Source organism: Nonomuraea sp. NPDC049625 (genome assembly GCF_040675285.1).
GTDB lineage: Bacteria > Actinomycetota > Actinomycetes > Streptosporangiales > Streptosporangiaceae > Nonomuraea > Nonomuraea angiospora_A.
Map to the genome: position 1 here is coordinate 293,559 of NZ_JBFAOQ010000013.1, position 23,475 is coordinate 317,033.

General features: G+C 70.1%; 19 protein-coding genes. 5 read left to right on the plus strand and 14 right to left on the minus strand.

The features are described 5' to 3' along the window. Positions 1 to 9: 9 nt before the first annotated feature. The 4 genes from AB0J87_RS43730 to AB0J87_RS43745 form a co-directional block, all read right to left on the minus strand. The gene (locus tag AB0J87_RS43730) at positions 10 to 594 is read right to left on the minus strand and encodes a TetR/AcrR family transcriptional regulator (RefSeq protein WP_363976529.1); all 585 of its coding nucleotides are present in this window, start codon (positions 592 to 594) and stop codon (positions 10 to 12) included. 20 nt (positions 595 to 614) lie between these two features. Continuing rightward, entirely contained in the window at positions 615 to 1,868 is a 1,254-nt protein-coding gene (locus AB0J87_RS43735) for a cytochrome P450 (protein WP_363976532.1), read from the minus strand. 64 nt (positions 1,869 to 1,932) lie between these two features. Then, entirely contained in the window at positions 1,933 to 3,075 is a 1,143-nt protein-coding gene (locus AB0J87_RS43740) for a HAMP domain-containing sensor histidine kinase (protein WP_363976535.1), read from the minus strand. Continuing rightward, the gene (locus AB0J87_RS43745; protein ID WP_363976538.1) at positions 3,072 to 3,728 is read right to left on the minus strand and encodes a response regulator transcription factor; all 657 of its coding nucleotides are present in this window, start codon (positions 3,726 to 3,728) and stop codon (positions 3,072 to 3,074) included. The genes AB0J87_RS43740 and AB0J87_RS43745 overlap by 4 nt, the downstream gene beginning before the upstream one ends. A gap of 119 nt (positions 3,729 to 3,847) precedes the next feature. Here AB0J87_RS43745 and AB0J87_RS43750 point away from each other — a divergent pair, with 119 nt between their 5' ends. Continuing rightward, entirely contained in the window at positions 3,848 to 4,948 is a 1,101-nt protein-coding gene (locus tag AB0J87_RS43750; RefSeq protein WP_363976541.1) for a serine hydrolase domain-containing protein, read from the plus strand. Between the two features lie 55 nt (positions 4,949 to 5,003). After that, positions 5,004 to 6,485, plus strand: coding sequence for a S41 family peptidase (locus AB0J87_RS43755; protein WP_363976544.1), 1,482 nt, complete (start codon positions 5,004 to 5,006; stop codon positions 6,483 to 6,485). A gap of 544 nt (positions 6,486 to 7,029) precedes the next feature. Here the strand turns inward: AB0J87_RS43755 and AB0J87_RS43760 are convergent. The 8 genes from AB0J87_RS43760 to AB0J87_RS43795 form a co-directional block, all read right to left on the minus strand. Continuing rightward, positions 7,030 to 8,031, minus strand: a complete 1,002-nt coding sequence (locus tag AB0J87_RS43760; RefSeq protein WP_350729357.1) for a sugar phosphate isomerase/epimerase family protein — start codon at positions 8,029 to 8,031, stop codon at positions 7,030 to 7,032. Between the two features lie 3 nt (positions 8,032 to 8,034). Further along, entirely contained in the window at positions 8,035 to 9,192 is a 1,158-nt protein-coding gene (locus AB0J87_RS43765) for a Gfo/Idh/MocA family oxidoreductase (RefSeq protein ID WP_350729355.1), read from the minus strand. Positions 9,193 to 9,203: 11 nt separating this feature from the next. Next, positions 9,204 to 10,256, minus strand: a complete 1,053-nt coding sequence (locus AB0J87_RS43770) for an ABC transporter substrate-binding protein (protein ID WP_363976548.1) — start codon at positions 10,254 to 10,256, stop codon at positions 9,204 to 9,206. After that, positions 10,253 to 11,266: an ABC transporter permease gene (locus AB0J87_RS43775; RefSeq protein WP_363976551.1), complete on the minus strand. Its 1,014-nt coding sequence runs from the start codon at positions 11,264 to 11,266 to the stop codon at positions 10,253 to 10,255. Before AB0J87_RS43775 ends, AB0J87_RS43770 begins: the two co-directional genes overlap by 4 nt. Beyond that, positions 11,266 to 12,750: a sugar ABC transporter ATP-binding protein gene (locus tag AB0J87_RS43780; RefSeq protein ID WP_350729349.1), complete on the minus strand. Its 1,485-nt coding sequence runs from the start codon at positions 12,748 to 12,750 to the stop codon at positions 11,266 to 11,268. The genes AB0J87_RS43775 and AB0J87_RS43780 overlap by 1 nt, the downstream gene beginning before the upstream one ends. Positions 12,751 to 12,765: 15 nt before the next feature. After that, on the minus strand, positions 12,766 to 13,923 hold the full coding sequence (locus AB0J87_RS43785; protein ID WP_350729347.1) for an ROK family transcriptional regulator: 1,158 nt from the start codon (positions 13,921 to 13,923) through the stop codon (positions 12,766 to 12,768). 293 nt (positions 13,924 to 14,216) lie between these two features. Continuing rightward, positions 14,217 to 15,089, minus strand: coding sequence for an SDR family oxidoreductase (locus AB0J87_RS43790; RefSeq protein ID WP_350729346.1), 873 nt, complete (start codon positions 15,087 to 15,089; stop codon positions 14,217 to 14,219). A gap of 53 nt (positions 15,090 to 15,142) precedes the next feature. Then, complete coding sequence (locus AB0J87_RS43795; protein ID WP_363976556.1) at positions 15,143 to 16,201, minus strand: MBL fold metallo-hydrolase; 1,059 nt, start codon at positions 16,199 to 16,201, stop codon at positions 15,143 to 15,145. Between the two features lie 44 nt (positions 16,202 to 16,245). On the opposite strand from AB0J87_RS43795, the gene AB0J87_RS43800 reads away from it, so the two are divergent. Then, complete coding sequence (locus tag AB0J87_RS43800; RefSeq protein ID WP_363976559.1) at positions 16,246 to 17,091, plus strand: glutathione S-transferase C-terminal domain-containing protein; 846 nt, start codon at positions 16,246 to 16,248, stop codon at positions 17,089 to 17,091. On the opposite strand, the gene AB0J87_RS43805 is transcribed toward AB0J87_RS43800, so the two are convergent. Further along, positions 17,039 to 18,322 (minus strand): MFS transporter, encoded by a 1,284-nt coding sequence (locus AB0J87_RS43805; protein ID WP_363976562.1) that lies wholly within the window; start codon positions 18,320 to 18,322, stop codon positions 17,039 to 17,041. The genes AB0J87_RS43800 and AB0J87_RS43805 overlap by 53 nt on opposite strands. Then, positions 18,319 to 18,885, minus strand: coding sequence for a helix-turn-helix domain-containing protein (locus tag AB0J87_RS43810; protein ID WP_363976565.1), 567 nt, complete (start codon positions 18,883 to 18,885; stop codon positions 18,319 to 18,321). The genes AB0J87_RS43805 and AB0J87_RS43810 overlap by 4 nt, the downstream gene beginning before the upstream one ends. 74 nt (positions 18,886 to 18,959) lie before the next feature. Here AB0J87_RS43810 and AB0J87_RS43815 point away from each other — a divergent pair, with 74 nt between their 5' ends. Together AB0J87_RS43815 and AB0J87_RS43820 are read left to right on the plus strand one after the other, a co-directional pair. After that, positions 18,960 to 19,604 carry a phenylalanine--tRNA ligase beta subunit-related protein gene (locus AB0J87_RS43815; protein WP_355205179.1) on the plus strand — a complete coding sequence of 215 codons (645 nt, stop codon included), beginning with the start codon at positions 18,960 to 18,962 and terminating at the stop codon, positions 19,602 to 19,604. A 204-nt stretch (positions 19,605 to 19,808) separates the two neighbouring features. Then, on the plus strand, positions 19,809 to 23,450 hold the full coding sequence (locus AB0J87_RS43820) for a multifunctional oxoglutarate decarboxylase/oxoglutarate dehydrogenase thiamine pyrophosphate-binding subunit/dihydrolipoyllysine-residue succinyltransferase subunit (RefSeq protein ID WP_363976568.1): 3,642 nt from the start codon (positions 19,809 to 19,811) through the stop codon (positions 23,448 to 23,450). Positions 23,451 to 23,475: the final 25 nt, after the last annotated feature.

Here is a 23,475-nt window from a genome sequence, read left to right on the forward strand (position 1 = left end):
TGGCCCCTTCTACTGCGTCGGCGCCGGCGCGAGCCAGTGGCGATTGAGATCGCTCACGGCCTCCAGCCAGACCTGCGGCCGCTCCCCGGCGGCGATCGCGTCCGCGGCGCTGTGCAGGACGGTGAACAGGAGCGTGGCCGCGACATGCGGGTCGACCTGGCGGAACGCGCCGTCGTCCATGGCCCGCCGCAGCGCCTTGGCGATGGCGGCGATGATGTCCGGCCCCCCTTCGGGCGCGGGGTTGGAGTGGAAGACCGCGGCATGGAGCCCGCCGGGCCGGGCGATGGACTCGACGGCCGCCGCGCATTCGGCGTCGAGGGTGGCCCACCAGTCGATCGGCTCGGTGGATTCGGCGAGCCGGTGGAAGCGGTCCACGTAGTCCCGTAGCACGCGGTCCCGTACCGCGGCGACCATCTCCTCCCAGGAGGAGAAGTAGACGTAAAAGGTGCCCTTGGCGGCGTCGGCTTCGGCGGTGACGGCCTGGACCCAGTTGGTCACGTCCTGCCCGGAGTCCAGGAGCCGGATGGCGGCGTCGATGAGTTCGCCGCGCCTGGCCTCGGGGGAAAGACGGCGCCGGCTCCTGGAGGTCACCATCGCATCAGGTTAGCCGACCGTCACGTCATCACCCCTGCGTGGGAGATGAGGAGCTCGCTGACGCCGCGAAGGTTGATGTGCTCCCGGTACGGCGGCGGGTCGGCGACCAGCGCGGGCTCCCGTACGCGCCGGGCGAACGCGGCCAGCGCCACCCGGCCTTCGAGCCGGGCCAGCGGCGAGCCGAGGCAGAAGTGCGGACCGAAGCCGAAGCCCAGATGCCGCACCTGCTCGCGGGCCGGGTCGAACCGGTCCGGGTCCGGATTCGCCTCCGGGTCCCGATGGGCCGCGGCCAGCAGCAGGATGACCAGGCTGCCCGCGGGCACCTTCGCCTTCCCGACGCTCATGTCCTCTTTGGTGACCCGGGCGGTGAGCTGGACGGGCGGGTCGTAGCGCAGGGTCTCCTCGACGACCGCGGACGCCGTACCGGGGTCGGCGCGCAGGGCGGCGAGGTGGCCGGGGTGCCGCAGCAGGGCGAGCACGCCGTTGGCGATCAGGTTGACCGTCGTCTCGTGCCCCGCCACCAGCAGCAGCACGATCGTGGAGACCAGCTCGTCATGGCTGAGCGCGTCACCGCCCTCCTGCGCGGCGAGCAGCTCGGAGATCAGGTCGTCCCGGCGCGGGCTCCGGCGTCGTTCGGCGACGAGGTCGTTGACGTACCGGTGCATGTCGGCCATGCCACCCGCCCACTCGTCGTTCCCGTCGCCAGGATTGCCGAACCCGTCGAGCAGCCGGGTGAGCTGAGCGGTCCACCCGTGGAACAGCCGCTCGTCGGCCTGCGGCACGCCGAGCATCCGGCAGATGACCGTCACCGGCAGCGAGTAGGCGAGGCCGGACATCACGTCGAACGTCTCCCCCTCACCCGCGCGGTCGAGGCACTCGTCGACCAGCCGCGTGACGGAGTCCTCCATCCGCGCGACGGTACGGGTGGTGAACGCGCTGCTGACCAGACGCCGCAGCCGGGTGTGGTCCGGAGGATCCAGGGAGAGGAACCACGGCCGCCGGACCGAGGCGGGAGCGTCCGCGGGGTACGGGTCGGCTGCCCCGTCGGGCTGGAAGAACCGCCACCGCTCGGCGCTGAGCCGCGGGTCGCGCAGCAGCGTCTCGCAGTCGCGGTAGCCCGTCACCACTAACGAGGACATCTCCTCGATCCACACCGGGCCGCGAGCGCGGAACTCGGCGTAGATCGGATACGGGTCGGGCCTCGAAGCGGGGTCGAGCAGCTTGCCGACCAGGTGCAGACCGGACGACGTCTCGCTGTCGGTTGCCATGGACATCTGGGCTCCTTGAAGTCGCACACTATTGACCTTAGGTCATTAATAATGACCCGGGGTCAATATGTCAACGACGACAGCCGGGCTCTCCCGGGAGGTCGATGGTGACGTCGAGGCCGCCGCCGGCCCGGGCGGCGAGCGCGACCCGTCCCCGGTGGGCGAGTGTGACCGCGCGCACGATAGACAGCCCCAGCCCCAGGCCGTCGGTACGGACGCGGGTTCCCTGCCCGCGCACGAACGGTTCCAGCAGCGTCTCCGCCTTGCCGGACGGGATCTCGCGGCCGGTGTTGGAGATCCGCAGGACGGCGCGCCCGCCCGCCGTACCCGTGTCGACAACCACCCGCCCACCTGCGCGGTTGTAGCGGACCGCGTTGTCGACCAGGTTGCCGATCATCCGTTCCAGCAGGACCGGTTCGCCGCTGACGGGTGCGGGCCGAAGCTCGGATCGCACGGCGACGCCGGCGGCAGCCGCCCGCGCCGCGGCGGCGTCAAGGGCGGCGGCCGCGACGGCGGCCAGGTCGACCGGTTGGCGCGCTGCCAGCCCGGCCTGGCTACGCGCCAGCAGCAGCAGCCCGTCCAGGACGCGCTGCATGTGCTCGACCGCGCCGCGTACGTCGCCGGCCATCGCGAGCAGCTCGGCACGGCTGGGCTTTCCGTCCAGGGTGACGTCGATCGCCGTGCGCGCCGTGGTCAGCGGCGTGCGCAGCTCGTGGGCGGCGTTGGCGGTGAACAGCCGCTGGCTGTCCAGGATCCGGTCCCGCTCGGCGACGCCGCGCTGGATGCGGTCCAGCATCCCGTTGATCGTGCCCGCCAACGCCGACAGCTCGTCGGCAGGGGCGGTGACCGGGACCCGCTCGGTGAGGTTCTCGGCCGACAGCCGCCGGGCGGTGGAGGAGATCACGCGGATCGGCCGCAGCACCCGACCGGCCACCAGCCAGCCGAGCACGGCGGCCAGACCGGTCACCACGACGAGCGCCAGACCGGCCTGGGGCAGCAGCGCGGACAGGGTGTCGGCCTGCACCCGGTCGGCCAGAACGCGCAGCCCGTCCTGCGGCGACGTGTCCGGCGAGGGATTGCCGGCCGGGTCCAGGTGGGTGAAGATCGCGCGGCGCCGCATCAGCAGATAGGTCAACCCGGTCAGAGCGGCGCCCGCGACCAGCACCAGGGCGGTCTGCAGCAGAGCGAGCCGGGCCCGGGCGGTCAGCCTCACGAACCGATCCGGTAGCCGGCGCCGGTGACGGTCTCGATCAGCGGCGGGTCGCCGAGCTTGCGGCGCAGCGTGCCGACGGTGATCCGGACCGCGTTGGTGAACGGGTCCGCATGCTCGTCCCACACCTTGTCCAGCAGGGTTTCCGCGCTGACCACGGCACCGCCGGCGGCCAGTAGCCGCTCCAGCACGCCGAACTCCTTGGGCGTCAGGCGCAGCAACCGCCCGTCCCGCTCGGCGCTGCGCCGGGCCGGATCCAGGGCCACGCCGGCGGCACGCAGCACCGGCGGGCGGGCCGGTGCGCTGCGCCGTACCAGGGCGTGGACCCGCGCGACCAGCTCGGAGAACGCGAACGGCTTGCCCAGGTAGTCGTCCGCGCCCAGCATCAGCCCGCCGACCCGGTCCTCCACGGCGTCGGAAGCGGTCAGCATCAGCACCCGCGACACCCCCTGCTGGGCGAGCCGGCGGCACACCACGTCGCCGTGCACGACGGGCAGGTCCCGGTCCAGGACCACCACGTCGTACGGCGTGATCTCGCACTTGTCCAGAGCACTCCGGCCGTCGAGGGCGACGTCGACGGTGAAACCGTGCTTGCGCAGCCCGGCTTCGATGTACCCGGCGAGGGGTTGCTCGTCTTCGACCAGGAGCACGCGCATCCGGGCAGTATCGCAACGCCCGCATATGGAAGGCATATGGGCCGCCGATCGGCTGCCGATCGGCGCCGGCCGGTAGATGTGATCACCCTCGAAGTCCCGCCAGGAAAGGGTGATCGACCATGACGACCAAGCACCGGAGCAAGAGGATCTCAGCAGTGGCCGCCGGGGTGGCCTGCGCAGTGCTGGCGTTGAGCGTCCAAGGACCCGCGGCCGCCGCCGACCAGGTCACGCTGGGAGACGTCCAGCAGGCGATGAAGGACGTGGCGAAGACCGACGGCGTGGTGGGCGCCATCGGAGAGGTGTACCTCGACGGCAAGCGGGTGGGCCGGGGGACGGCGGGTTCACGCCTGATCGACGGCAAGGGCGGGCGCATCCCCCCGGGTTCCCGATACCGCATCGCGTCCCAGACCAAGCTCATGGAGGCCACGGTCATCCTGCAACTGGTCGGGGAAGGCAAACTCGGCCTGGACGACAAGCTCAGTGACGTCCTGCCCGAGATGGCCGAGCACGACTATGTGGATCGGGCTGCGGAGATCACTGTGCAGCAGCTGATCCGGCACACCTCGGGCATCCCCGACTTCATCGAAAGCGGGAAGTTCGACGTCTTCGACTTCACCACCGCCTACAAGCCGATCGACCTGGTGAAGGCCGCACGTACCGTACCTCGCAAAGGCGAGCCGGGAGAGTACCTCTACTCCACCACCAACTACGTCCTCCTCGGCATGATCATCGAGAGGCTGACCGGCCATGATCGGGCCGGCGAGTTCGAGCGGCGCCTGTTCACCCCGCTCGGCATGAACCGCACCTATCTGGCCACCAAGGTTTCCGACCAGATCAAGGGCCCGCACGGACACGGCTACCACCCCGACGCCAAGGGCTTGCCACGCGACGTCGACCGGCTCAACGCCACCATCGGCGCCGAAGGAGCGATCTCCACCGCGCACGACGTCAGCGCCTTCTACCGCGCGCTCAACCAGGGCCGGCTGCTGCCTGCGGACCTGCAACGACAGCTGCCGCGGCCGCGACCCAGCCTGTGCGGCGGAACGGTTGCGTCGGCCGCGGGCGGCATGCCCGGGATCAACTCCATCACCTTCTCCTCGACCGACGGCCGGCTCCAGTTCGCGGTGGCCGCCACGCTGAAGATCGATAACGAGCAGGCCATGGCCGTCGGTGACGCCATCAACAAGGCCGCGGAAGCCGTGCTGTGCCCCGGCCAGTAGCCGGAGCCGTCCGTCGACCGCGACATCCGCCCATGGGTGAAGGAGACCTCTCAGCGTGAAGCGTTCCCTCCTGACCGTGCTGGCCTGCACCGGCATCCTGACGCTGGCCACGTCCGGCGCCGCGGCCACCGTTCGGCCCGAGTCAGCCCCGCGAAGCGAGGCAGCCGCGCGGACCGAGGCCATCCTGCGGACCGGGGCAGCCATGTGGACCGGGGCGGCCACGTGCGGCTCCAAGCCGCCGGACCAGCCCCTCGCCACTGGCCTGAGCACCATCAAGCAGGCATACGACTGCATCTTCACCGGCTTCTACGGCCGCGGGCGGCTCGACCGCCGGGCGGTGCTCGCGGCCGGGTTCGCCGGGCTCACGGAGGAGCTCAACCGCCGCGGCGCCGACCGGCCCGACGCCACCATGCCGCCGATGACCGGGAACCCCACGACCGACCTGGCGGCATTCGCGGCCGTGTACGAGCGGGTCGTGGCCGATCTGCCGGACGACGCCGCGCTGCGGCAAGCCGTGGCCGGGGCGACGATCAAGGGCATGGTGGGCAGCCTGCACGACAATCACTCGCAGTGGCGCCGCCGAGCACAACTACCCGGTAAGCCGGGCGACGTCTATGGCCTCGGCTTCACCACCTCGCCCGGCTATTCGATCACCTACCGGGCACCGCAGAAGGCGGTGGCTCCGTTGTTCGTCAACGCCGTCCAGGGCGGCCCGGCCGCCGCCGCTCGTATCCGGCCGGGCGAGATCGTGCAATCCGTCAACGGCGCGCCCGTCTTCGTGGACGGCGTCCTGTCCAGCGGCGCCATGAACCTGCTCAACCCGGAATACTCCGGCGACCGGCCGGACCCGGTGCGGCTGGCGCTGCGCGACCCCTCCACCGGCCGCGTCAGGAAGACGACACTGCGCCCGAAAGTGTTCACCCCCACGACGCGGCCAGTCACGGCCCGCCTGCTTGACGGCGACGTGGCCGCGATCAAGCTCACCAACTTCCAGCCCGGCACCGCGGACCAGGCCCTGGCCGCCATCGCCGAACTGCGTGCGGACAAGAAACCACGTGGCCTCATCCTCGACCTGCGCGGCACCAACGGCGGCTCGCCCGCCGAGGTCGTCAAGCTGCTCAGCAGCTTCGTACACGGCAAGGTGCACAGTTACGACTGCGCCCCGGACGACACGTGCACGCCCAACCGCACCGACGACGCGGTCCCGCTGCTCGGCCTGCCCCTGGCCGTGCTCATCGACGGCATCTGCGCCTCGGCCTGCGACGCCTTCTCCGTCGCGGTCAAAGACCTCAAGGTGGGGCCGCTGATCGGGGCGCGCACGTCGGGCATGGTGTCGGGATCCGCCCGTATGTTCGCGCTGGACGACGGGAGCACCCTGTCGCTGCCCGCGGCCTACCAGGTGGGCGCCAACCGTGAACTGATCAACGGCATCGGCGTGGCACCCGACCACTACCTGCCGCTGACCGCGAAGGACCTGCGCGAGGGCCACGACCCGGCGATGGCCAAGGCCCTGTCCCTACTTTCCGCCGCCCGGTAGAAGCACGCCCGGCCGCTCGATAACCGGCGAACCGCAACCGAGCCGGACCGTACGCTGACGACCCCGCACCGGCCCCGCCCTGGCCTGCAGGAAGGCACGGCCTGGGACGTGATCGAGTCCAAGCTACCGGACATCGCCTCAGGGCTGGTCGACCTGGCGCGGCTGCTGGTCGAGCTGCGCCCCCTCGACTTTGGCGAGCGCTTATCTTTAAAGGCGTTCGCTCCCTCTCAGTGGGAGCCCCGTCGCCTCTCCGGCGGTCAGTCAAAGGACGACTTCGCCCTCGGCCCAGCGCATGGAGTGCGCGAGGGGCGGGAGCCCCTCGCCTCGGGCTTGGGGCGGAGCCTCAAGCCCGTCAGACGCAGCCCGAGCGACAGCGAGGACCGCTCGGGGCGGGCTCCAGCAGGCCAAGCCGGTAGCCGGGCAACGGGTGGGCGCCGGCGAGCGGGGTTTTCGGGGGGTTCGAAAGGGGGGGCGAAGCCCCCCTTGGGAGGCGCTGGCTGGAAGCCCGAGGCGCGCAGCGCCCCCCTTGTGGAAGGCCTTGCTGTTACGTCGTGGAGAAGGCGGCGTCGAAGGCGGTGGCCGGTGGGGTGATGGAGTTGAGCTTGCGGATGTAGCCGAGCGCCTCCCGAGCCCCATCCAGCCGGTCCATCCCCGCGTCCTCCCACTCGATCGAAATGGGCCCTTCGTACCCGATCGAGTTCAGCGCCCGGAAGCAGTCCTCCCAGGGCACGTCGCCCCGCCCCGTCGAGACGAAGTCCCAGCCGCGGCGCATGTCGGCCCACGGCAGGTGCGAGGACAGGCGGCCCTTGCGGCCGTCGCCCACGCGCATGCGCGTGTCCTTGCAGTCGACGTGGTAGATGCGGTCCTTGAAGTCCAGGATGAACCCGACCGGGTCCAGGTCCTGCCAGACCATGTGGGACGGGTCCCAGTTCAGGCCGAAGGCGGGGCGGTGACCGATCGCCTCCAGGGTCCGCGCGGTGGTGTAGTAGTCGTACGCGATCTCACTCGGGTGAACCTCGTGCGCGAAGCGCACCCCGACCTCGTCGAAGACGTCGAGGATCGGGTTCCAGCGGTCGGCGAAGTCCTGGTACCCGGCGTCCACCATCGACGCCGGCACCGGCGGGAACATGGCGACCGTGTGCCAGATCGACGACCCGGTGAAGCCGACCACGGTGTCCACGCCCAGCAGGGCGGCCGCGCGGGCCGTGTTCTTCATGTCCTCCGCCGCCGCCTGGCGGACCGACTCGGGGTCGCCGGAGCCCCAGATGCGGGCGGGGAGGATGGACTTGTGGCGCTCGTCGATGAGGTCGCACACCGCCTGGCCGACGAGGTGGTTGGAGATGGTCCACACCTTGAGGCCGTGCTTGTCGAGCTGAGCGTGCTTCTGCTCCACGTACGACGGGTCCGCCACGGCCTGGGCCACGTCGAAGTGGTCGCCCGAGCAGGCGATCTCCAGGCCGTCGTAGCCCCATTCGGCGGCCAGCCTGCACACCTCCTCGAACGGCAGGTCGGCCCACTGCCCTGTGAACAGGGTGACAGGTCGCATGTGTCAGTCCTCCACGTTCATGTAGCGGCTGCCCTCAGCCGCGCTACGCTCGACCGCCTCCAGCACCCGCTGCACCCGCAGCCCGTCGGCGAACGACGGCGTGGGGTCGGCTCCGGTGGCGATCGCCTCCAGGAAGTCGTTGATCTCGTGGGTGAAGGTGTGCTCGTAGCCGAGCCCGTGCCCGGGCGGCCACCAGGCGCCCACGTAGGGGTGGTCGGGTTCGGTGACCAGGATCCGCTCGAAGCCGCCGCCTCCGGAGCTGAACCACAGCTCGTTCATGGCCTCGAAGTCGAACGCCAGGCTGCCGAGCGAGCCGTTGATCTCGATGCGCATCGCGTTCTTGCGGCCGAAGGCGAAGCGGGTGGCCTCGAACGAGGCCAGCCCTCCGCCCGAGAGCCGGCCGATGAACAGGGCGGCGTCGTCCACCGTCACCTGGCCCATGTCGCCGGTGCCGGTGGCCTCCAGGCCCGCGGACGCCGCGGCGACGGGGCGTTCCTTGATGAACGTCTCCGTCAGCGCGGAGACGCCCACCAGCTGCTGCCCGGTGATGAACTGGGCCGCGTCCACGATGTGCGAGCCGATGTCGCCCAGCGCGCCCGCGCCCGCCTTGTCCTTCTGCAGTCGCCAGACCAGCGGGAACTCCGGGTCGACGATCCAGTCCTGCAGGTACGCGGCCCGTACGTGCCTGACCTCGCCGATCCGGCCCTCCTCGACGTACCGGCGGGCGAGCGCGATCGCGGGCACCCGCCGGTAGTTGAAGGCCACCATGCTCTTGACCGAGGACGGCGCCGCCTGCGCGGCCCGGACCATGGCCTCGGCCTCTTCGACGGTGTTGGCGAGCGGTTTCTCGCAGATCACGTGCTTGCCCGCCTGCAGCGCGGCGATGGCGATCTCGGCGTGCGAGTCACCGGGCGTGCAGATGTCGACGATCTGCACGTCGTCGCGCTTGATCAGCTCTCGCCAGTCCGTCTCGACGTCGGCCCAGCCGAGCTGTGCGGCGGCCGCCTCGGTGCTCTCCTTCGACCTGCCGCCGAGCACCGCCATGCGAGGCACCAAAGGCAGGTCGAAGAAGGCCGAGACGCTGCGCCAGGCCTGGGAGTGGACGCGGCCCATAAAGGCGTAGCCGATCATGCCCACGCCGATGGTGGTCTTGTCTGACATGCAACCCCCGATCAGGATTCGAAGCCGAGCGCCAGGTACTTCTCGACGTTGTCCTTGGTAATGGTCTCGGATGCGAGCGTGATGGACTGCGGAACCTGGTTCTCCACCAGATCACTCATGCCCTTCCCCTGCGCGATCAGACGTGCGAGTTTGATCGCCGAGGAGGCCATCGTCGGGCTGTAGGTGACCGTGGCCTTCAGCACCGACGTACCCGACTGGATCTCCTTCATCGCGTTCAGCGACCCGGCGCCGCCGACCATGATGAACTCGTTCCGGTTGGCTTCCTTGATCGCGGCCAGCACGCCGACGCCCTGGTCGTCGTCGTGGTTCCAGAGCGCGTCGATCTTCTTGTGCGCCTGGAGCAGCGACGTGGCCACCTGGTTGCCGGTCTCGACCGTGAACTTGGCGTCCTGCTTGGCCGTGACGCTGAACCCGAACGTCTTCAGCGCGTCGGCGAAACCCTTGCTGCGGTCCTGCGTCAGCGGCAGCGTGGCGATGCCCTGGATCTCGACGATGACGGGATTGGCGACGCCCTTGTCCTTGAGCTGCTTGCCGATGTACTGCCCGGCCGCGACGCCCATGCCGTAGTTGTCGCCGCCGATCCAGGTCCGGTAGGCCAGCTTGTCGGGGAAGACGCGGTCGAGGTTGATGACCGGGATCCCGGCCGCGGTGGCCTGGAGCGCGACCTGGTTCAGCTGCTGGCCGTCGTTGGGCAGGATGACCAGCGCGCTCACCTTGGCCGCGATGAGCGACTCGACCGCGGAGATCTGCTGGTTGATGTCGTTCGTCGGCTCGACCGGCTTGAACTCCACGTCGGAGTACTGCTTCGCGGCACTCTCGGCGTTCTTGGCGATGGCCGCGATCCAGCCGTGGTCGGCGGCGGGCGCCGAGAACCCGATCGTGACCTTGTCGCCCGGCTGGTCGTTGCCGCTGGCCGCCGGGGCGGGCGCGGGCGCCGAGGCCGAGTTGCCGGTCGATGCCGCGGGCTCGTTGCTGGTGCAGCCCGTCGCTAAGAGTACGGCTCCGCCGACGAGGAATCCCCTGCGCGCGACGTTCTCACTCATGGTGCTCTCTCCTTCAAGTTCCGCCGCTGGAGAAGGACGGCGACGACGATGATCAGGCCCTTGGCGATCAGCTGGTCGCTGGTGTTGAGCCCGTTGAGAATGAACAGGTTCGTGATGAGGGTGAAGATCAGCAGGCCCAGGATCGAGCCCACGATCGTGCCCCGGCCCCCGGTGAGGAGCGTGCCGCCGATGATCACGGCGGCGATGGCGTCGAGCTCGTACAGGTCGCCGTGGGTGGACGAGCCCGTCGTCGTACGCGCCATGATGAGGATCGCGGCGATGCCGCAGCAGAGCCCTGACAGGGCGTAGAGCAGCATCGTGTGCCTGCGCACGTCGATCCCGGCGAGCCTGGCCGCCTCGGGGTTGCCCCCGACCGCGTACGTCCGCCGCCCGAACGTCGTGCGGTTGAGCACGATCCACCCGAGCACCACGACCAGGGCGAAGATGTAGACCAGCAGCGGGATGCCGAGCACGCGCGTGGTCGACAGGTCCACGATGGCGGAGTTGTCGGACTGGATGAGCTGCGTCTTGCGGTCGGACATGCGCTGCGCCAGCCCTCGGGCGGCGACGAGCATGGCCAGCGTCGCGATGAACGGCACCAGTCGCCCGTAGGCGATGAGTAACCCGTTCACCAGCCCCGCCCCGGTCCCGACGGCGATGGCGCAGATCGCCATCACCACCGGCCCGTACGACTGCGTGGCCAGCGTCGTGGCCCAGACCGAGGCCAGCGCCATGACCGCGCCGACCGACAGGTCGATGCCGCCGCCGATGATCACGAACGTGGCCCCGACCGTGATCACGCCGATCGTGGCGGCCAGGGAGAGGATGCTGACGAGGTTGGAGGCGGTGGCGAAGTTCCCGGGCACGGTGACGAGGCCGACGACGATCAGCAGCGCCAGCGCCGCCAACAGCCCGAGATGTCGCATTTCTCCGAAACTGGCGCGGAAGCCGCCCGGCGACGGGGGCGACCCCACCCCCGCGAGCGGCCGGTCCGTTGTGGGCTCGCTCATCACGCCGCCCTCCCATTCATGATCATGTCGAGTACGCGGTGCTCGTCCAGGCCCTCGGCGTCGCCCTCGTGGATGACCGTCCCCTCGCGTAACACGAGCACCCGGTCGGCCAGGCCGAGCACCTCGGGCACCTCGCTGGAGACCAGCAGCACGCCGATCCCCTGCTCGGCCAGGTTGCGGATCACCGCGTACAGCTCGGCCCTGGCGCCCACGTCCACGCCTCTGGTCGGTTCGTCGAGCAGGAGCAGCTTGCGGCCGCCGAGCAGCCAGCGGGCGAGCACGGCCTTCTGCTGGTTGCCGCCGGACAGGGTCCGGATCGGGCGTTCGGGATCGGGTGGCCTGATGTCCAACATCTCCGACAGGCGCTTGGCCTCGGCCCGCTCCCGCTTGCGGTCGATCCAGCCGAACCTGGCGAACCCCGGCAGGGTGCCCAGCGTGATGTTGGCGGTGACGCTCTGGTCGAGGAGGAGGGCCTGGGCCTTGCGTTCCTCCGGGGCCAGGCCCATGCCGCGCTTGACGGTGCCGACGACGCTGCGGCGCATGGGAGTTCCGGCGAGCAGGACGCGGCCCGAGGCGGGGCGGGCGCCGTACACGGCCTCCAGGATCTCCGAGCGGCCCGAGCCGACGAGCCCGGCCAGCCCGACGATCTCGCCCGCCCGGACGGAGAACGACACGCCCGAGAAGACGCCCGGCGAGGACAGGTTCTCGACCTTGAGCACCTCCTCGCCCGGCGAGCGGCCGGCCCGGGGCGGGAAGACGTACTCGACGTTCCTGCCGGTCATGAGCGAGACGATCTCCCCGGTGGGGGTGTCCCGCGCGGACAGGCCGACGGCGACCGTGCGGCCGTCCTTCAGCACGGTGACCCGGTCGCCGATCTCGCGGATCTCCTCCAGGCGGTGCGAGATGTAGACCACGGCCACGCCCTGGGCGGTCAGCTCGCGGATGATGCGGAAGAGGTTCGCGACCTCGTCGTGGGCGAGGGCGGCGGACGGCTCGTCCATGATGATCAGGCGGGCGTCGTGGGAGAGCGCCCTGGCCATGGACACGACCTGCTTGGCCGCCGGCGACAGCCGGCCCACCTCGGCCGAGGCGCGGATCTCCCCGTGGCCGAGCCGTTCGAGCACCTCGCGGGCCGCGCGCCTGGCGGCCGCCCGGTTGACGAAGCCGAAGCGGGCGTGCTCGTGGCCGAGGAAGATGTTCTCGGCCACGCTGAGCCCGTCGACCAGGTCGAGTTCCTGGTAGATGGTGGCGAAACCGAGCCTGATGGCGTCGATGGGACTGCTCGGGCGCACTTCCTGGTCGTTGAACAGGATCGTGCCCTCGTCCGGCTGGTGCGCTCCCGCCAGCACCTTGATCAGGGTGGACTTGCCGGCGCCGTTCTGGCCGAGCAGGCAGTGCACCTCGCCCGCCCGTACGTCCAGGTCGACTCCGTCCAGCGCGCGCACGCCGGGGAACTGCTTGACGATGCCCTTCATGACCAGCATCGGGGAAAGTCCCTTTCAGGCGTTGACGATCCGGTTGATGTTGTCCGGCGACAGGTAGTGCTCGATGGCGAGGATCCCCGCCCCGAGCGCGGCCGCGTTGATGCCCGTACGGCTCGGCGTGATCGACAGGTGGTGCGTGGCCAGCGGGAGCGACCTGCGGTAGACCGTCTCCCTGATCCCGGCCAGCAGGTGCTCGTGCACCCGCGACAGCGCGCCGCCGATGACGATGACCTCGGGGTTGAAGAAGTTGACCAGGCTGGCCAGCACCTCGCCGACGAGCCGGCCGGCCTCTCTGACCAGCCGCAGCGCCTGGGTGTTGCCCGCCTGTACGAGCGCCACGACGTCGGCTCCGGACTCGGCCGGCAGGCCCAGCTCGCTCAGCCGCCGTGCGATGGCGGCGCCACCGGCCACGGCCTCCAGGCAGGCGCTGTTGCCGCACCGGCAGCCCGCGTCCTCGTGGCCGCTGACCCGGATGTGCCCGATGTCGCCGGCCGAGCCCTGGGCGCCCCTGTGCAGCTTGCCCTCGGCCATGATGCCGCAGCCGATGCCCGTGCCGACCTTGACGAACAGCAGGTGGCCGGCACCGGGGAACGAGTGACGGTGCTCGCCGAGCGCCATCACGTTGACGTCGTTGTCGACCAGCACCGACACGCCGTCGAAGTACTCGGGGATGGGGTAGTCGTTCCAGCCCGGCATGATCGGCGGGTTGTTCGGCCGTCCCGTGGCGAACTCCACCGGCCCCGGCACCCCGACCCCGATGGCGCGCAGCGCCGACCGGGGCCGCCCCGCCTCGCCGAGCAGCTGGTCGAGACGCTGGTCCACGTGGGCGAGCACTTTCTCCGGCCCCTCGCCGATCAGCAGCGAGTCCTCGCACTCGGCCAGCAGGTTGCCCGAGATGTCCATCAACACGACCCGGCAGTGGGTGGCCCCCAGGTCGACTCCCGCGAAGGCGTGCTCCTCGGTGTGCAGGCGCAGCTGGCGCGGCGGGCGGCCACCGGTGGACTCACCGCTCTCGGTCTCCTCGACCAGCCCGCGCTCGATCAGCGCGTCCACGCGCTGGGAGATCGTGGACCTGGCCAGGCCGGTGAGCCTCGCTAGATCGGAACGGGTCGTGGCCGAACCTGCGCTGATCAATGTCAGCACATCTCCGGCAGAGCCCGGCTGGGGGGTCATGCCGCGACAATAAGATCACCGATGCGGCAAATCAAGAGTGAGTATCGACAAAACTCCGGCGACTTCCGCCGAAGATCGAACAAAGCCCGGTTTTTCCGGCTTTTTGGGCATCTATCGCGACTTCGTACTTCGGCCAAGGTCCTTCGATGAGCGGCCATCTCGGCGTCGCCCTCTGACAGAAGTCCCTCTTGGAGCCTCGCTTGTTACGCCGCGTCATCCACGTCGCCTTGCTGAGCGCATGGCGGATCCCCGCCGCCGGCGTGGAGTGCCCGGCGGCGGGGATCCGACAACCCTTAGAGCATCGCCTTCATCGAGTCGGCGGCCGTGAGCACGTAGGGCTGCTCGGCCATGACGGCCTCCCAGTTGCCGGCGACGGCCTCCGGCGTGAGGTCGTCGGTCTTCCAGCCCGGCCCCTCCGCCACGAACACCCGCGCCACCCGGCCGCCGCCCACGCTGAACACCTCGCCGCTCGCCTCGCACGTCTCGTGCACGAGGTACGCCACCAGCGCGCTCACCCGCTCCGGCGTGAACTTGGCCTCGAACTCGGCCGGCAGCAGCGCCTCCGTCATCCGGGTCCAGGCGATGGGCGCGATGGCGTTGGCCTTGATGCCGTTGCGGGCGCCCTCGATGCCGAGCGTCTTGGTCAGGCCGACCAGGCCCATCTTGGCGGTGGAGTAGTTGGCCTGGCCGAAGTTGCCGAACAGGCCCGCCGGGCTGGAGGTGTTGACGATGCGGCCGTAGCCGGCCGCCTTCATCAGCGGGTACGCGGCCTGGCTGACCAGGTACGAGCCGCGTACGTGCACGGCCAGCACCCCGTCGAAGTCCTCGACCGTCATCTTGCCGAACGACTTGTCCCGCAGGATGCCCGCGTTGTTGACGACGATGTCCACCTTGCCGAACGCGTCCACGGCGGCCTGCACGATGGCCCTGGCGCCCTCCGGCGTGGCGACGTTGTCGGCGTTGGCGATGGCCTGGCCGCCGTTCTTCGTGATGAGCTCGACCACGTCGGCGGCGGGCCCCGTGGAGGCGCCCGTGCCGTCGAGCGCGCCGCCGAGGTCGTTGACGACGACCTTGGCGCCCCGCTCGGCCAGCAGGAGCGCGTGCGACCTGCCAAGACCGTGCCCGGCGCCCGTGATGATCGCGACCCTGTCATCGAACCGAAGCATCGAACCTCCCACGCAGGAGAACAACATTCTGTTACGAGCTACGATAGACCGCGTCAGGGCAGGCGCCACAGTTCGGGCTCGCCGGGCTCCCTGCGTACCCGCCCCTTGGCCGCCAGCCACGCCAGATGGGCCAGCGTCTCGTTGTTGGCCGCGCGCCGCATGAACGGCGGGATCGTCTCCCACGGCCGCGACCACGACAGGCGGGTGGCCACGTCCCAGCACGTGACACCGTCCAGAGAGCCGACGACCTGCTCGATCTCCGCCAGCCGCTCGGCGTGGTGCGCCAGCACGTAATCCACCCGCTCGGCCAGCTCCAGGAACCGGTACTCGTGGGCCGGCAGCACCTCCTCCACGTCCAGCTTGCGCACGGCGGCCAGCGCGTCGAGGTAGTCGGCCAGCGGGTTCGGACCCGACTGGGGGTGGACGGCCACGATGGGCGTGATCTTCGCCAGCACGTGGTCGCCGGAGAACAGCAGCCGGCGCGAGGGCGAGACGAAGCACAGGTGGCCGGGCGAGTGGCCCGGCGTCCAGATCGCCCGCAGGTCCCAGCCGGGCAGGCCGAGCTCGTCGCCGTCCTCGACCAGCCGGTCCGGCCTGGCCATCGAGACCACGTGCCTGATCATCATGGACGCGCCGGCCAGCTCGTCCAGCGTCAGCGGCGGCACGCCGCAGCGGACCAGCAGCGCGCGTTCCCGGTCCACGAGGGAGTCGATGACCTCGTCGTCGTAGCGTTCGCGGATCAGGCGGGCGTCGGCCGGGTGCAGGGCGATCCAGGCCCCGGACATCTCGCGGATGCGCCCGGCCAGGCCGTAGTGGTCGGGGTGGATGTGGGTGACGAGCACGCCCTTGACGTCGGTGATCGCGTACCCGGCCACGCCGAGACCCGCGACGAGCGCGTCGTACGCCTCGTCGGTGTTCCACCCGGCGTCGACGATCACCACGCCGTCGGGCAGTTCGAGGACATAGACCAGCACGTACCGCAGGGGGTTGATCGGGATCGGCACCGGGACCGACCACAGCCCCGGACGCACCCGCTCGACCTCGGGGATCGCCCCGCCCACCCACGCCTCCCGCTGCGCCTGGCTCGCGGGAGTCACCACAAATTTCGACACATGCCGAATATAGTTCTGTGTCCGAATCATGTTCTACTGGGGTCATGAAGCTGCGCCGCGAGCTCTCCGAAGATGGCCGGTTCGTACGGCAGCCGAACCGCTTCACCGACCGCCTCGGCCCGCCCGAACCCGGCCGCTACCGCCTCTACGCCTCCTACGCCTGCCCGTGGGCGCAGCGCGTGCTGATCGTCCGCGCGCTGCTCGGCCTGGAGGACGTGCTGGACGTCACGATCGTCGACCCCATCCGCGACGAGAAGGGCTGGCGCGTCCCGGACGGCGACCCCGAGTATCTGTCGGAGCTCTACCACGCGACCGACCCGGACTACACGGGCCGCTACACCGTGCCGTGCGTCTGGGACACCAGGGACAAGCGGATCGTCACCAACGACTTCCCGCAGATCACCATCGATCTGGAAATGTCATGGGGAACCTCCCCCGACCTCTATCCGGAACGCCTCCGCCCCGACATCGACATCATGAACGACCGCCTCTACCACGGCCTCAACAACGCGGTCTACGAGGCGGGCTTCTCCCGCGACCAGCAGGTGTACGAGGAGGCCGTGGCCCGGGTCTTCACCACGCTCGATTTCCTCGAGGTGCGCCTGGCGGAGTCGGAACACCTCTTCGATGTCCTCACCGACAGCGACGTGCGCCTGTACACGACCCTGGCCAGGTTCGACGCCGTCTATCACGGGCACTTCAAGTGCTCGGTCCGGCGGCTGGTCGACTATCCGGCGCTGTGGGCGTACGCGCGCCGGCTGTACGCGATCCCGGCCTTCCGCGAAACCACCGTCTTCGACCAGATCAAGCGTCACTACTACATCACCCAGACCAACATCAACCCGAGTGGGATCGTGCCCGTGGGGCCGGAGATCGACTGGAGCCTGTAGGCGCGGGCATCCGTACGAACAGCAGGGCCGAGGCCAGCACCACCAGCGCGGCGCCGATCCATGCGACGGCCACCCCCGCCTGCCCGGCCAGCGCGCCGAGCGTCAGGTTGGCCACGACCCCGCCCGCCTGCAGCGACAGCGAACTGGTCGAGGTGACGGTGGTGCGCTCGGCCGCGCTGACCGCGTTGTGGGTCATCTCCAGGCAGAGCAGGCCCGCCACCGACAGCCCCACGAAGAGCGTCATGTACGCCAGCCCCGCGCTCACCAGCCCAGCCGGGCCCCTCAGCCCCGCGGTCGCGGCGAGCGCCCCGACGGACAGCGCGGCCAGCACCGTCCCGGCGATCGCGCCCCCGGCTGAGCCGCCGGCCAGCCGCGCCACCCGGGGCGCGAGCGCGCTGCCCGCCGCGCTGCTCGCGAACCCGAGCGCGGAGACCACGGCGTAGGCCAGGCTGCCCCGCTCGGCCGTACCGGCCAGCTCGGCCAGCCGCCCGGGGGTGAGCAGCTCGATGCTGATCAGCACCACGCCGGAGGCCGCCGCGGCGGCCATCAGGCGGCGCAGCACGGGCGCGCCCGCCGCCAGCCGGACGCCCGCCCCGACCGTGGCCGGGACCTCGCGCAGCACGCTGACCAGCGACCTGCGGGCGTGCGCGGGCTCCGGCATCGCGAACACCACCACGACCAGCAGCACGGCCGCCGCCGTCGCGCCCGCCAGCGGCGGCGCGGCCAGCGGGAAGATCACCTGCGCCGGCACCAGGAGCGGCAGGCCGCCGCCCGCCAGCACGCCCACGCACAGCGCCACGGACTCCATGGCACCGCCCCTGGCCAGCCCCGGTTTGAGATCGGCGTCGCGGCCCTCGATCCCGTGGAGCGTGTCGACGTACCAGGAGGTGGCCGGGCCGCTGGACAATGCCCTGGCCACGCCCTTGAGCACTCCGCTGATCAGGAACATCCAGAACGTGGTGGAGACGGCGAGCAGCGCGAGCGCGGCCACGGTGAACGCGGCGGAGACGGCCAGGACCACGCGCCGCCCGAGGACGTCGGCCAGGCCGCCGGTCGGCAGCTCCAGGGTGGCGGTGACGACCGAGAACACCGTCACCGACAGCCCCACCTCCGCCAGGCCGAGCCCCCGCGCGGTCATGAGGAGCACCATGGTGGCCGCCATCAGGCCCAGGGGCAGCCAGGTCAGGAAGCTGACGAGCATGTAGCGGCGTAAGGCCGAGCGTGCGGTCACGACTCCTCCTCCTGCGATCGCGGTACGGCGCCGTGCCAGGCGTGGACCTGCCTGGCCTCGGGATCGCCGGCGTATTTCGCGGCAAGGTCGCGCAGCAGCTCCTCGGCCCTGTCGTTGAACTCGCGCACCCCGGCGGGCGGCAGCGAGACGATGTGGTCGCTCATCCCCGCCGCGTCGCCCCAGTCGCGCGACCAGCCGTCGAGGTCGAACTCCTCCATCACCCGCCCGACGAACTCGGCCTGCCGCAGGTGCATGATCCGGACCGCCTCGCGGCCCTCGGCCGTGTCGGACAGCTCGCCGGCGTCCCACGAGGTGTAGCGGTGGCGGGCCCGCCAGCGTCGCTCGCGCCCGTCGCGCCGGTCGTCGTCCTCCTCGATGAAGCCGTACTTGAACAGCTCCCGGAGGTGGTAGCTGGTGGAACCCGAGCTCTCGCCCGCCTTGCGCCCCAGCTCGCTCGCCGTCGCGGGGCCGTCCAAGCGCAGCAGGCCGAGCAGGCGCACGCGCAGCGGGTGGGAGACCGCTTTGAGCACCCGCGGGTCACTGATCCTGTACTGCTCCTCCATGCGTTCCACCGTAAACCGCAAAGCTAATTTTGCAAAGAGATTTTTGCGGTCTCGGCCGCTTCTAGACTGTGGAGATGCTTGACGACATCTGGGTGGACGACTCCGTCTTCGCACTGCGCCCCGACTTCGCGGTGCTGGTCATGACCGCGCACGGCCTGCGTAACGGGCCCACGGACGACCGGTCCCGGGCCTGGCTGGCGGCGGCCTCCGAGTACGAGGTGCAGACGGACAAGATCGACGCCTGGAAGGACGCCTATCGGGCGTTCGGCGCCAAACCACAGCGGACCAGGCCCTCGGTCGACGCCCTGACCCGCAGGATGCCGCTGCCGGAGATCAACCAGGCGGTGGACGCGTACAACTCGATCAGCGTGAAGCACGCGCTGCCGATCGGCGGCGAGGACCTCGACCACTACGCAGGCCCGGCCCGGCTGCTGCGGGCGACCGGCGACGAGGCGTCCGAGGAGGCGCTCGGCACGCCCGAGCCGGGCGAGGTGATCTGGCGCGACGACGTCGGCGTCACCTGCCGCAGGTGGAACTGGCGTCAGGTCGCGCGCACCCGGCTCACCGAGGAGACCACCAACGCGATCTTCCTCCTCGAGCGCCTCGAGCCGATGTCCCTGGAGGAGCTCAAGGAGGCGGGCGAGGAGCTGGCCGACCTGCTGTCCGAGTTGTCACCAGAGGTACGGATTGCTAGCAGATTGGTGTCCGGCGGGAAATAAACCTCCCGTCGTAGTGTTGATACCAAAGAGTAATAATTGCGGCACCACCCGGATTGACTAGGGGGACGTGACCTCTTTGCACTGTCCTGAGAGGATCGTTCGAGGCGGCACGGGCTCTTCGGCGCGCGCTGCCGGTCCGGGCGAGTAGCCTTGGACAGGTTCTCTAACATCAACGCCGATCTGCGGAAGAGGGCGATTTCCGCCGTGTCGTCAGAGTCGTCGCGGACAAACCCGCTGGCAAGCTTTGGTCAGAACGAGTGGCTTGTCGACGAGCTGTACCAGAAGTACCTCCAAGATCCCGAGTCTGTCGACAAGGCATGGTGGAACTTCTTCGCTGACTACAACCCTGATTCCGGAACGGGCCGGGCAGCGCCGGTCAGGGAGGTGGCGAACGGCACCGTGACCGCTCCCGCTCCCCCCCAGGCGCCGCCGAAGGCACCACCGGCTGCCGAGAAGCCGAAGCAGCCGGCCACCCCGGTGCCCAAGGGCGCCGAGGAGGTCAAGCTGCGCGGCGCCGCTGCCCGCACGGCCGCCAACATGGACCTGTCTCTGACGGTCCCGACGGCCACCAGCGTGCGCGCGATCCCGGCCAAGCTGCTGATCGACAACCGCATTGTGATCAACAATCACCTCAAGCGGGGTCGCGGCGGGAAGATCTCCTTCACCCACCTGATCGGCTTCGCGATCGTCAAGGCCCTGAGGGCCATGCCGGAGATGAACTACTCCTACACGGAGGTCGACGGCAAGCCGACGCTGATCAAGCCCGAGCACGTGGGCTTCGGCCTGGCGATCGACGTCCAGAAGAGCAACGGCGAGCGCCAGCTCCTCGTGCCCTCGATCAAGGGCGCCGAGGAGATGGACTTCCGCCAGTTCTGGATGGCGTACGAGGACGTCGTCCGCAAGGCCCGCGCGGGCAAGCTGGGCGTCGACGACTTCGCCGGCACCACGATCTCGCTGACCAACCCCGGCACGATCGGCACCGTCCACTCCGTGCCGCGCCTGATGCCCGGCCAGGGCACCATCATCGGCGTCGGCGCGATGGAATACCCGGCCGAATACCAGGGCGCCTCGCCCGACACGCTCTCGCGCCTGGCCGTCTCCAAGGTCATGACGCTGACCAGCACCTACGACCACCGGATCATCCAGGGCGCCCAGTCGGGCGACTTCCTGCGCCAGATCCACCGGCTGCTGCTGGGCGAGGACGGCTTCTACGACGAGATCTTCGAGGCGCTGCGGATCCCGTACGAGCCGGTCCGCTGGGTCCAGGACGTCTCGGCCTCCCACGACGACGACGTGTCGAAGTCCGCCCGCGTGATCGAGCTGATCCACGCCTACCGCGTGCGCGGCCACCTGATGGCCGAGACCGACCCGCTGGAGTACAAGCAGCGCAAGCACCCCGACCTGGACATCCAGTCCCACGGGCTGACGCTGTGGGACCTGGAGCGCGAGTTCGCCACGGGCGGTTTCGGCGGCCGCGCGCTGATGAAGCTCCGCGAGATCCTCGGCGTGCTGCGCGACTCCTACTGCCGCACGGTCGGCATCGAGTACATGCACATCCAGAACCCCGAGGAGCGGGCCTGGATCCAGGCGCGGGTGGAGAAGCCGCACAAGTCGCCCGAGCGTGACGAGCAGCTCAACATCCTGTCCCGGCTCAACACCGCCGAGGCGTTCGAGACGTTCCTGCAGACGAAGTTCGTCGGCCAGAAGCGCTTCTCCCTGGAGGGCGGCGAGTCCCTGATCCCGCTGCTCGACTCGGTGATCAGCGACGCCGCCGACGAGGGCCTCGACGAGGTCGTCATCGGCATGGCCCACCGCGGCCGCCTCAACGTGCTGGCCAACATCGTGGGCAAGTCGTACGCGCAGATCTTCGGCGAGTTCGAGGGCAACATCGACCCGCGCACGGCGCACGGCTCCGGCGACGTGAAGTACCACCTCGGCGCGACGGGCACGTTCACCTCGCCGGGCGGCAAGACCATCACCTCCTCCGTGGTCGCCAACCCCTCCCACCTGGAGGCGGTCGACCCGGTGCTCGAGGGTGTCGTCCGCGCCAAGCAGGACCTCCTGGAGCGCGGCGAGGAGGGCTTCACCGTCCTGCCCGTGCTCATCCACGGCGACGCGGCCTTCGCCGGCCAGGGCGTCGTGGCGGAGACGCTCAACCTGTCGCAGCTGCGCGGCTACCGCACCGGCGGCACCGTGCACGTGGTGGTCAACAACCAGGTGGGCTTCACCACCTCGCCCGCCTCGTCCCGGTCCTCGGTCTACGCGACCGACGTGGCCCGGATGATCCAGGCCCCGATCTTCCACGTCAACGGCGACGATCCCGAGGCCGTGGTGCGCGTGGGCCAGCTGGCCTACGAGTACCGCCAGGCGTTCCGCAAGGACGTCGTCATCGACCTCATCTGCTACCGCCGCCGCGGCCACAACGAGGGCGACAACCCGGCCTTCACCCAGCCGCTGATGTACGACCTGATCGACGCCAAGCGCTCGACCCGCAAGCTCTACACCGAGGCGCTGATCGGCCGGGGCGACATCACGGTCGAGGAGGCCGAGCAGGCGCTGCGCGACTACCAGGCCAAGCTGGAGCAGGCGTTCACCGAGACCCGCGAGGCGGCGAAGAAGCCGGCCGAGGCCGCCGCGATGCGGGTGCCGCCGACCGAGGTCGTCAAGTGGTCGCACGCCGACACGGACACCGCGATCAGCGACGAGACGCTCAAGCGCATCGTCGACACCCAGCTCAACCTGCCCGAGGGCTTCACGCCGCACCCGCGCCTGGCGCCGGTGCTGCAGCGCCGCGGCCAGATGGTCGAGACGGACACGATCGACTGGGCGATGGGCGAGACGCTCGCCTACGGCTCGCTGCTGATCGACGGCCACCCGGTGCGCCTGGTGGGCCAGGACTCGCGCCGCGGCACGTTCACGCAGCGCCACGCCGTCCTGGTGGACCGGATGACCGGCGCCGACCACACGCCGCTCAAGACCTTCAACCAGGGCACCACGAAGTTCTACATCTACGACTCGCTGCTGAGCGAGTTCGCGGCGCTCGGCTTCGAGTACGGCTACAGCGTCGTCCGCCCGGACGCCCTGGTCGCCTGGGAGGCGCAGTTCGGCGACTTCGTCAACGGCGCCCAGACGATCATCGACGAGTTCATCTCGTCGGGCGAGCAGAAGTGGGGCCAGAAGTCCTCCGTCGTGCTGCTGCTGCCGCACGGCTTCGAGGGCCAGGGCCCCGACCACTCCTCGGCCCGCATCGAGCGGTTCCTGCAGGTCTGCGCGCTCGACAACATGACGGTCGCGCAGCCCTCGACCCCGGCCAACTACTTCCACCTCCTGCGCTGGCAGGTGGAGTCGCAGCGGCACAAGCCGATGGTGGTCTTCACGCCGAAGTCGCTGCTGCGCCACAAGGCGGCCACGTCCAAGGCGTCCGACTTCACCACGGGCACCTTCCAGCCGGTCCTGGGCGACACGACCGTGGATGCGTCCAAGGTCACCAGGGTCGTGCTCACGTCCGGCAAGCTCTACTACGACCTGGCGGCGGAGCGCGACAAGAAGGGCCGCAACGACGTCGCGATCGTCCGGCTCGAGCGCCTCTACCCGTTCCCGGGTGAGGAGCTGGCCGCCGAGCTGTCCCGCTACGGGTCGCAGGCGGAGCTGATCTGGGCGCAGGACGAGCCGGTCAACATGGGGCCGTGGCCGTACCTGGCGCTCAAGCTGGCCGAGGACCCGGAGACGCTGGGTGGCCGCCCGCTGCGCCGCGTCTCGCGCCGCCCCAACAGCTCGCCGGCGACGGGCTCGCACAACTCGCACGACACCGAGCTCGAGGAGATCCTCCACGAGCTGTTCGGCTGATCCAACACCAGAGTGAGCCCCCGGC

What these genes read in the sequence shown, in the direction of transcription:
- AB0J87_RS43735 (WP_363976532.1), bottom strand. Translation starts at nt 1,868, where the DNA reads ATGTCCATGGCAACCGACAGCGAGACGTCGTCCGGTCTGCACCTGGTC.
- AB0J87_RS43770 (WP_363976548.1), bottom strand. Translation starts at nt 10,256, where the DNA reads ATGAGTGAGAACGTCGCGCGCAGGGGATTCCTCGTCGGCGGAGCCGTA.
- AB0J87_RS43775 (WP_363976551.1), bottom strand. Translation starts at nt 11,266, where the DNA reads ATGAGCGAGCCCACAACGGACCGGCCGCTCGCGGGGGTGGGGTCGCCC.
- AB0J87_RS43785 (WP_350729347.1), bottom strand. Translation starts at nt 13,923, where the DNA reads ATGACCCCCCAGCCGGGCTCTGCCGGAGATGTGCTGACATTGATCAGC.
- AB0J87_RS43780 (WP_350729349.1), bottom strand. Translation starts at nt 12,750, where the DNA reads ATGCTGGTCATGAAGGGCATCGTCAAGCAGTTCCCCGGCGTGCGCGCG.
- AB0J87_RS43810 (WP_363976565.1), bottom strand. Translation starts at nt 18,885, where the DNA reads ATGGAGGAGCAGTACAGGATCAGTGACCCGCGGGTGCTCAAAGCGGTC.
- AB0J87_RS43765 (WP_350729355.1), bottom strand. Translation starts at nt 9,192, where the DNA reads ATGTCAGACAAGACCACCATCGGCGTGGGCATGATCGGCTACGCCTTT.
- AB0J87_RS43815 (WP_355205179.1), top strand. Translation starts at nt 18,960, where the DNA reads ATGCTTGACGACATCTGGGTGGACGACTCCGTCTTCGCACTGCGCCCC.
- AB0J87_RS43800 (WP_363976559.1), top strand. Translation starts at nt 16,246, where the DNA reads ATGAAGCTGCGCCGCGAGCTCTCCGAAGATGGCCGGTTCGTACGGCAG.
- AB0J87_RS43760 (WP_350729357.1), bottom strand. Translation starts at nt 8,031, where the DNA reads ATGCGACCTGTCACCCTGTTCACAGGGCAGTGGGCCGACCTGCCGTTC.
- AB0J87_RS43790 (WP_350729346.1), bottom strand. Translation starts at nt 15,089, where the DNA reads ATGCTTCGGTTCGATGACAGGGTCGCGATCATCACGGGCGCCGGGCAC.
- AB0J87_RS43750 (WP_363976541.1), top strand. Translation starts at nt 3,848, where the DNA reads ATGACGACCAAGCACCGGAGCAAGAGGATCTCAGCAGTGGCCGCCGGG.
- AB0J87_RS43730 (WP_363976529.1), bottom strand. Translation starts at nt 594, where the DNA reads ATGGTGACCTCCAGGAGCCGGCGCCGTCTTTCCCCCGAGGCCAGGCGC.
- AB0J87_RS43745 (WP_363976538.1), bottom strand. Translation starts at nt 3,728, where the DNA reads ATGCGCGTGCTCCTGGTCGAAGACGAGCAACCCCTCGCCGGGTACATC.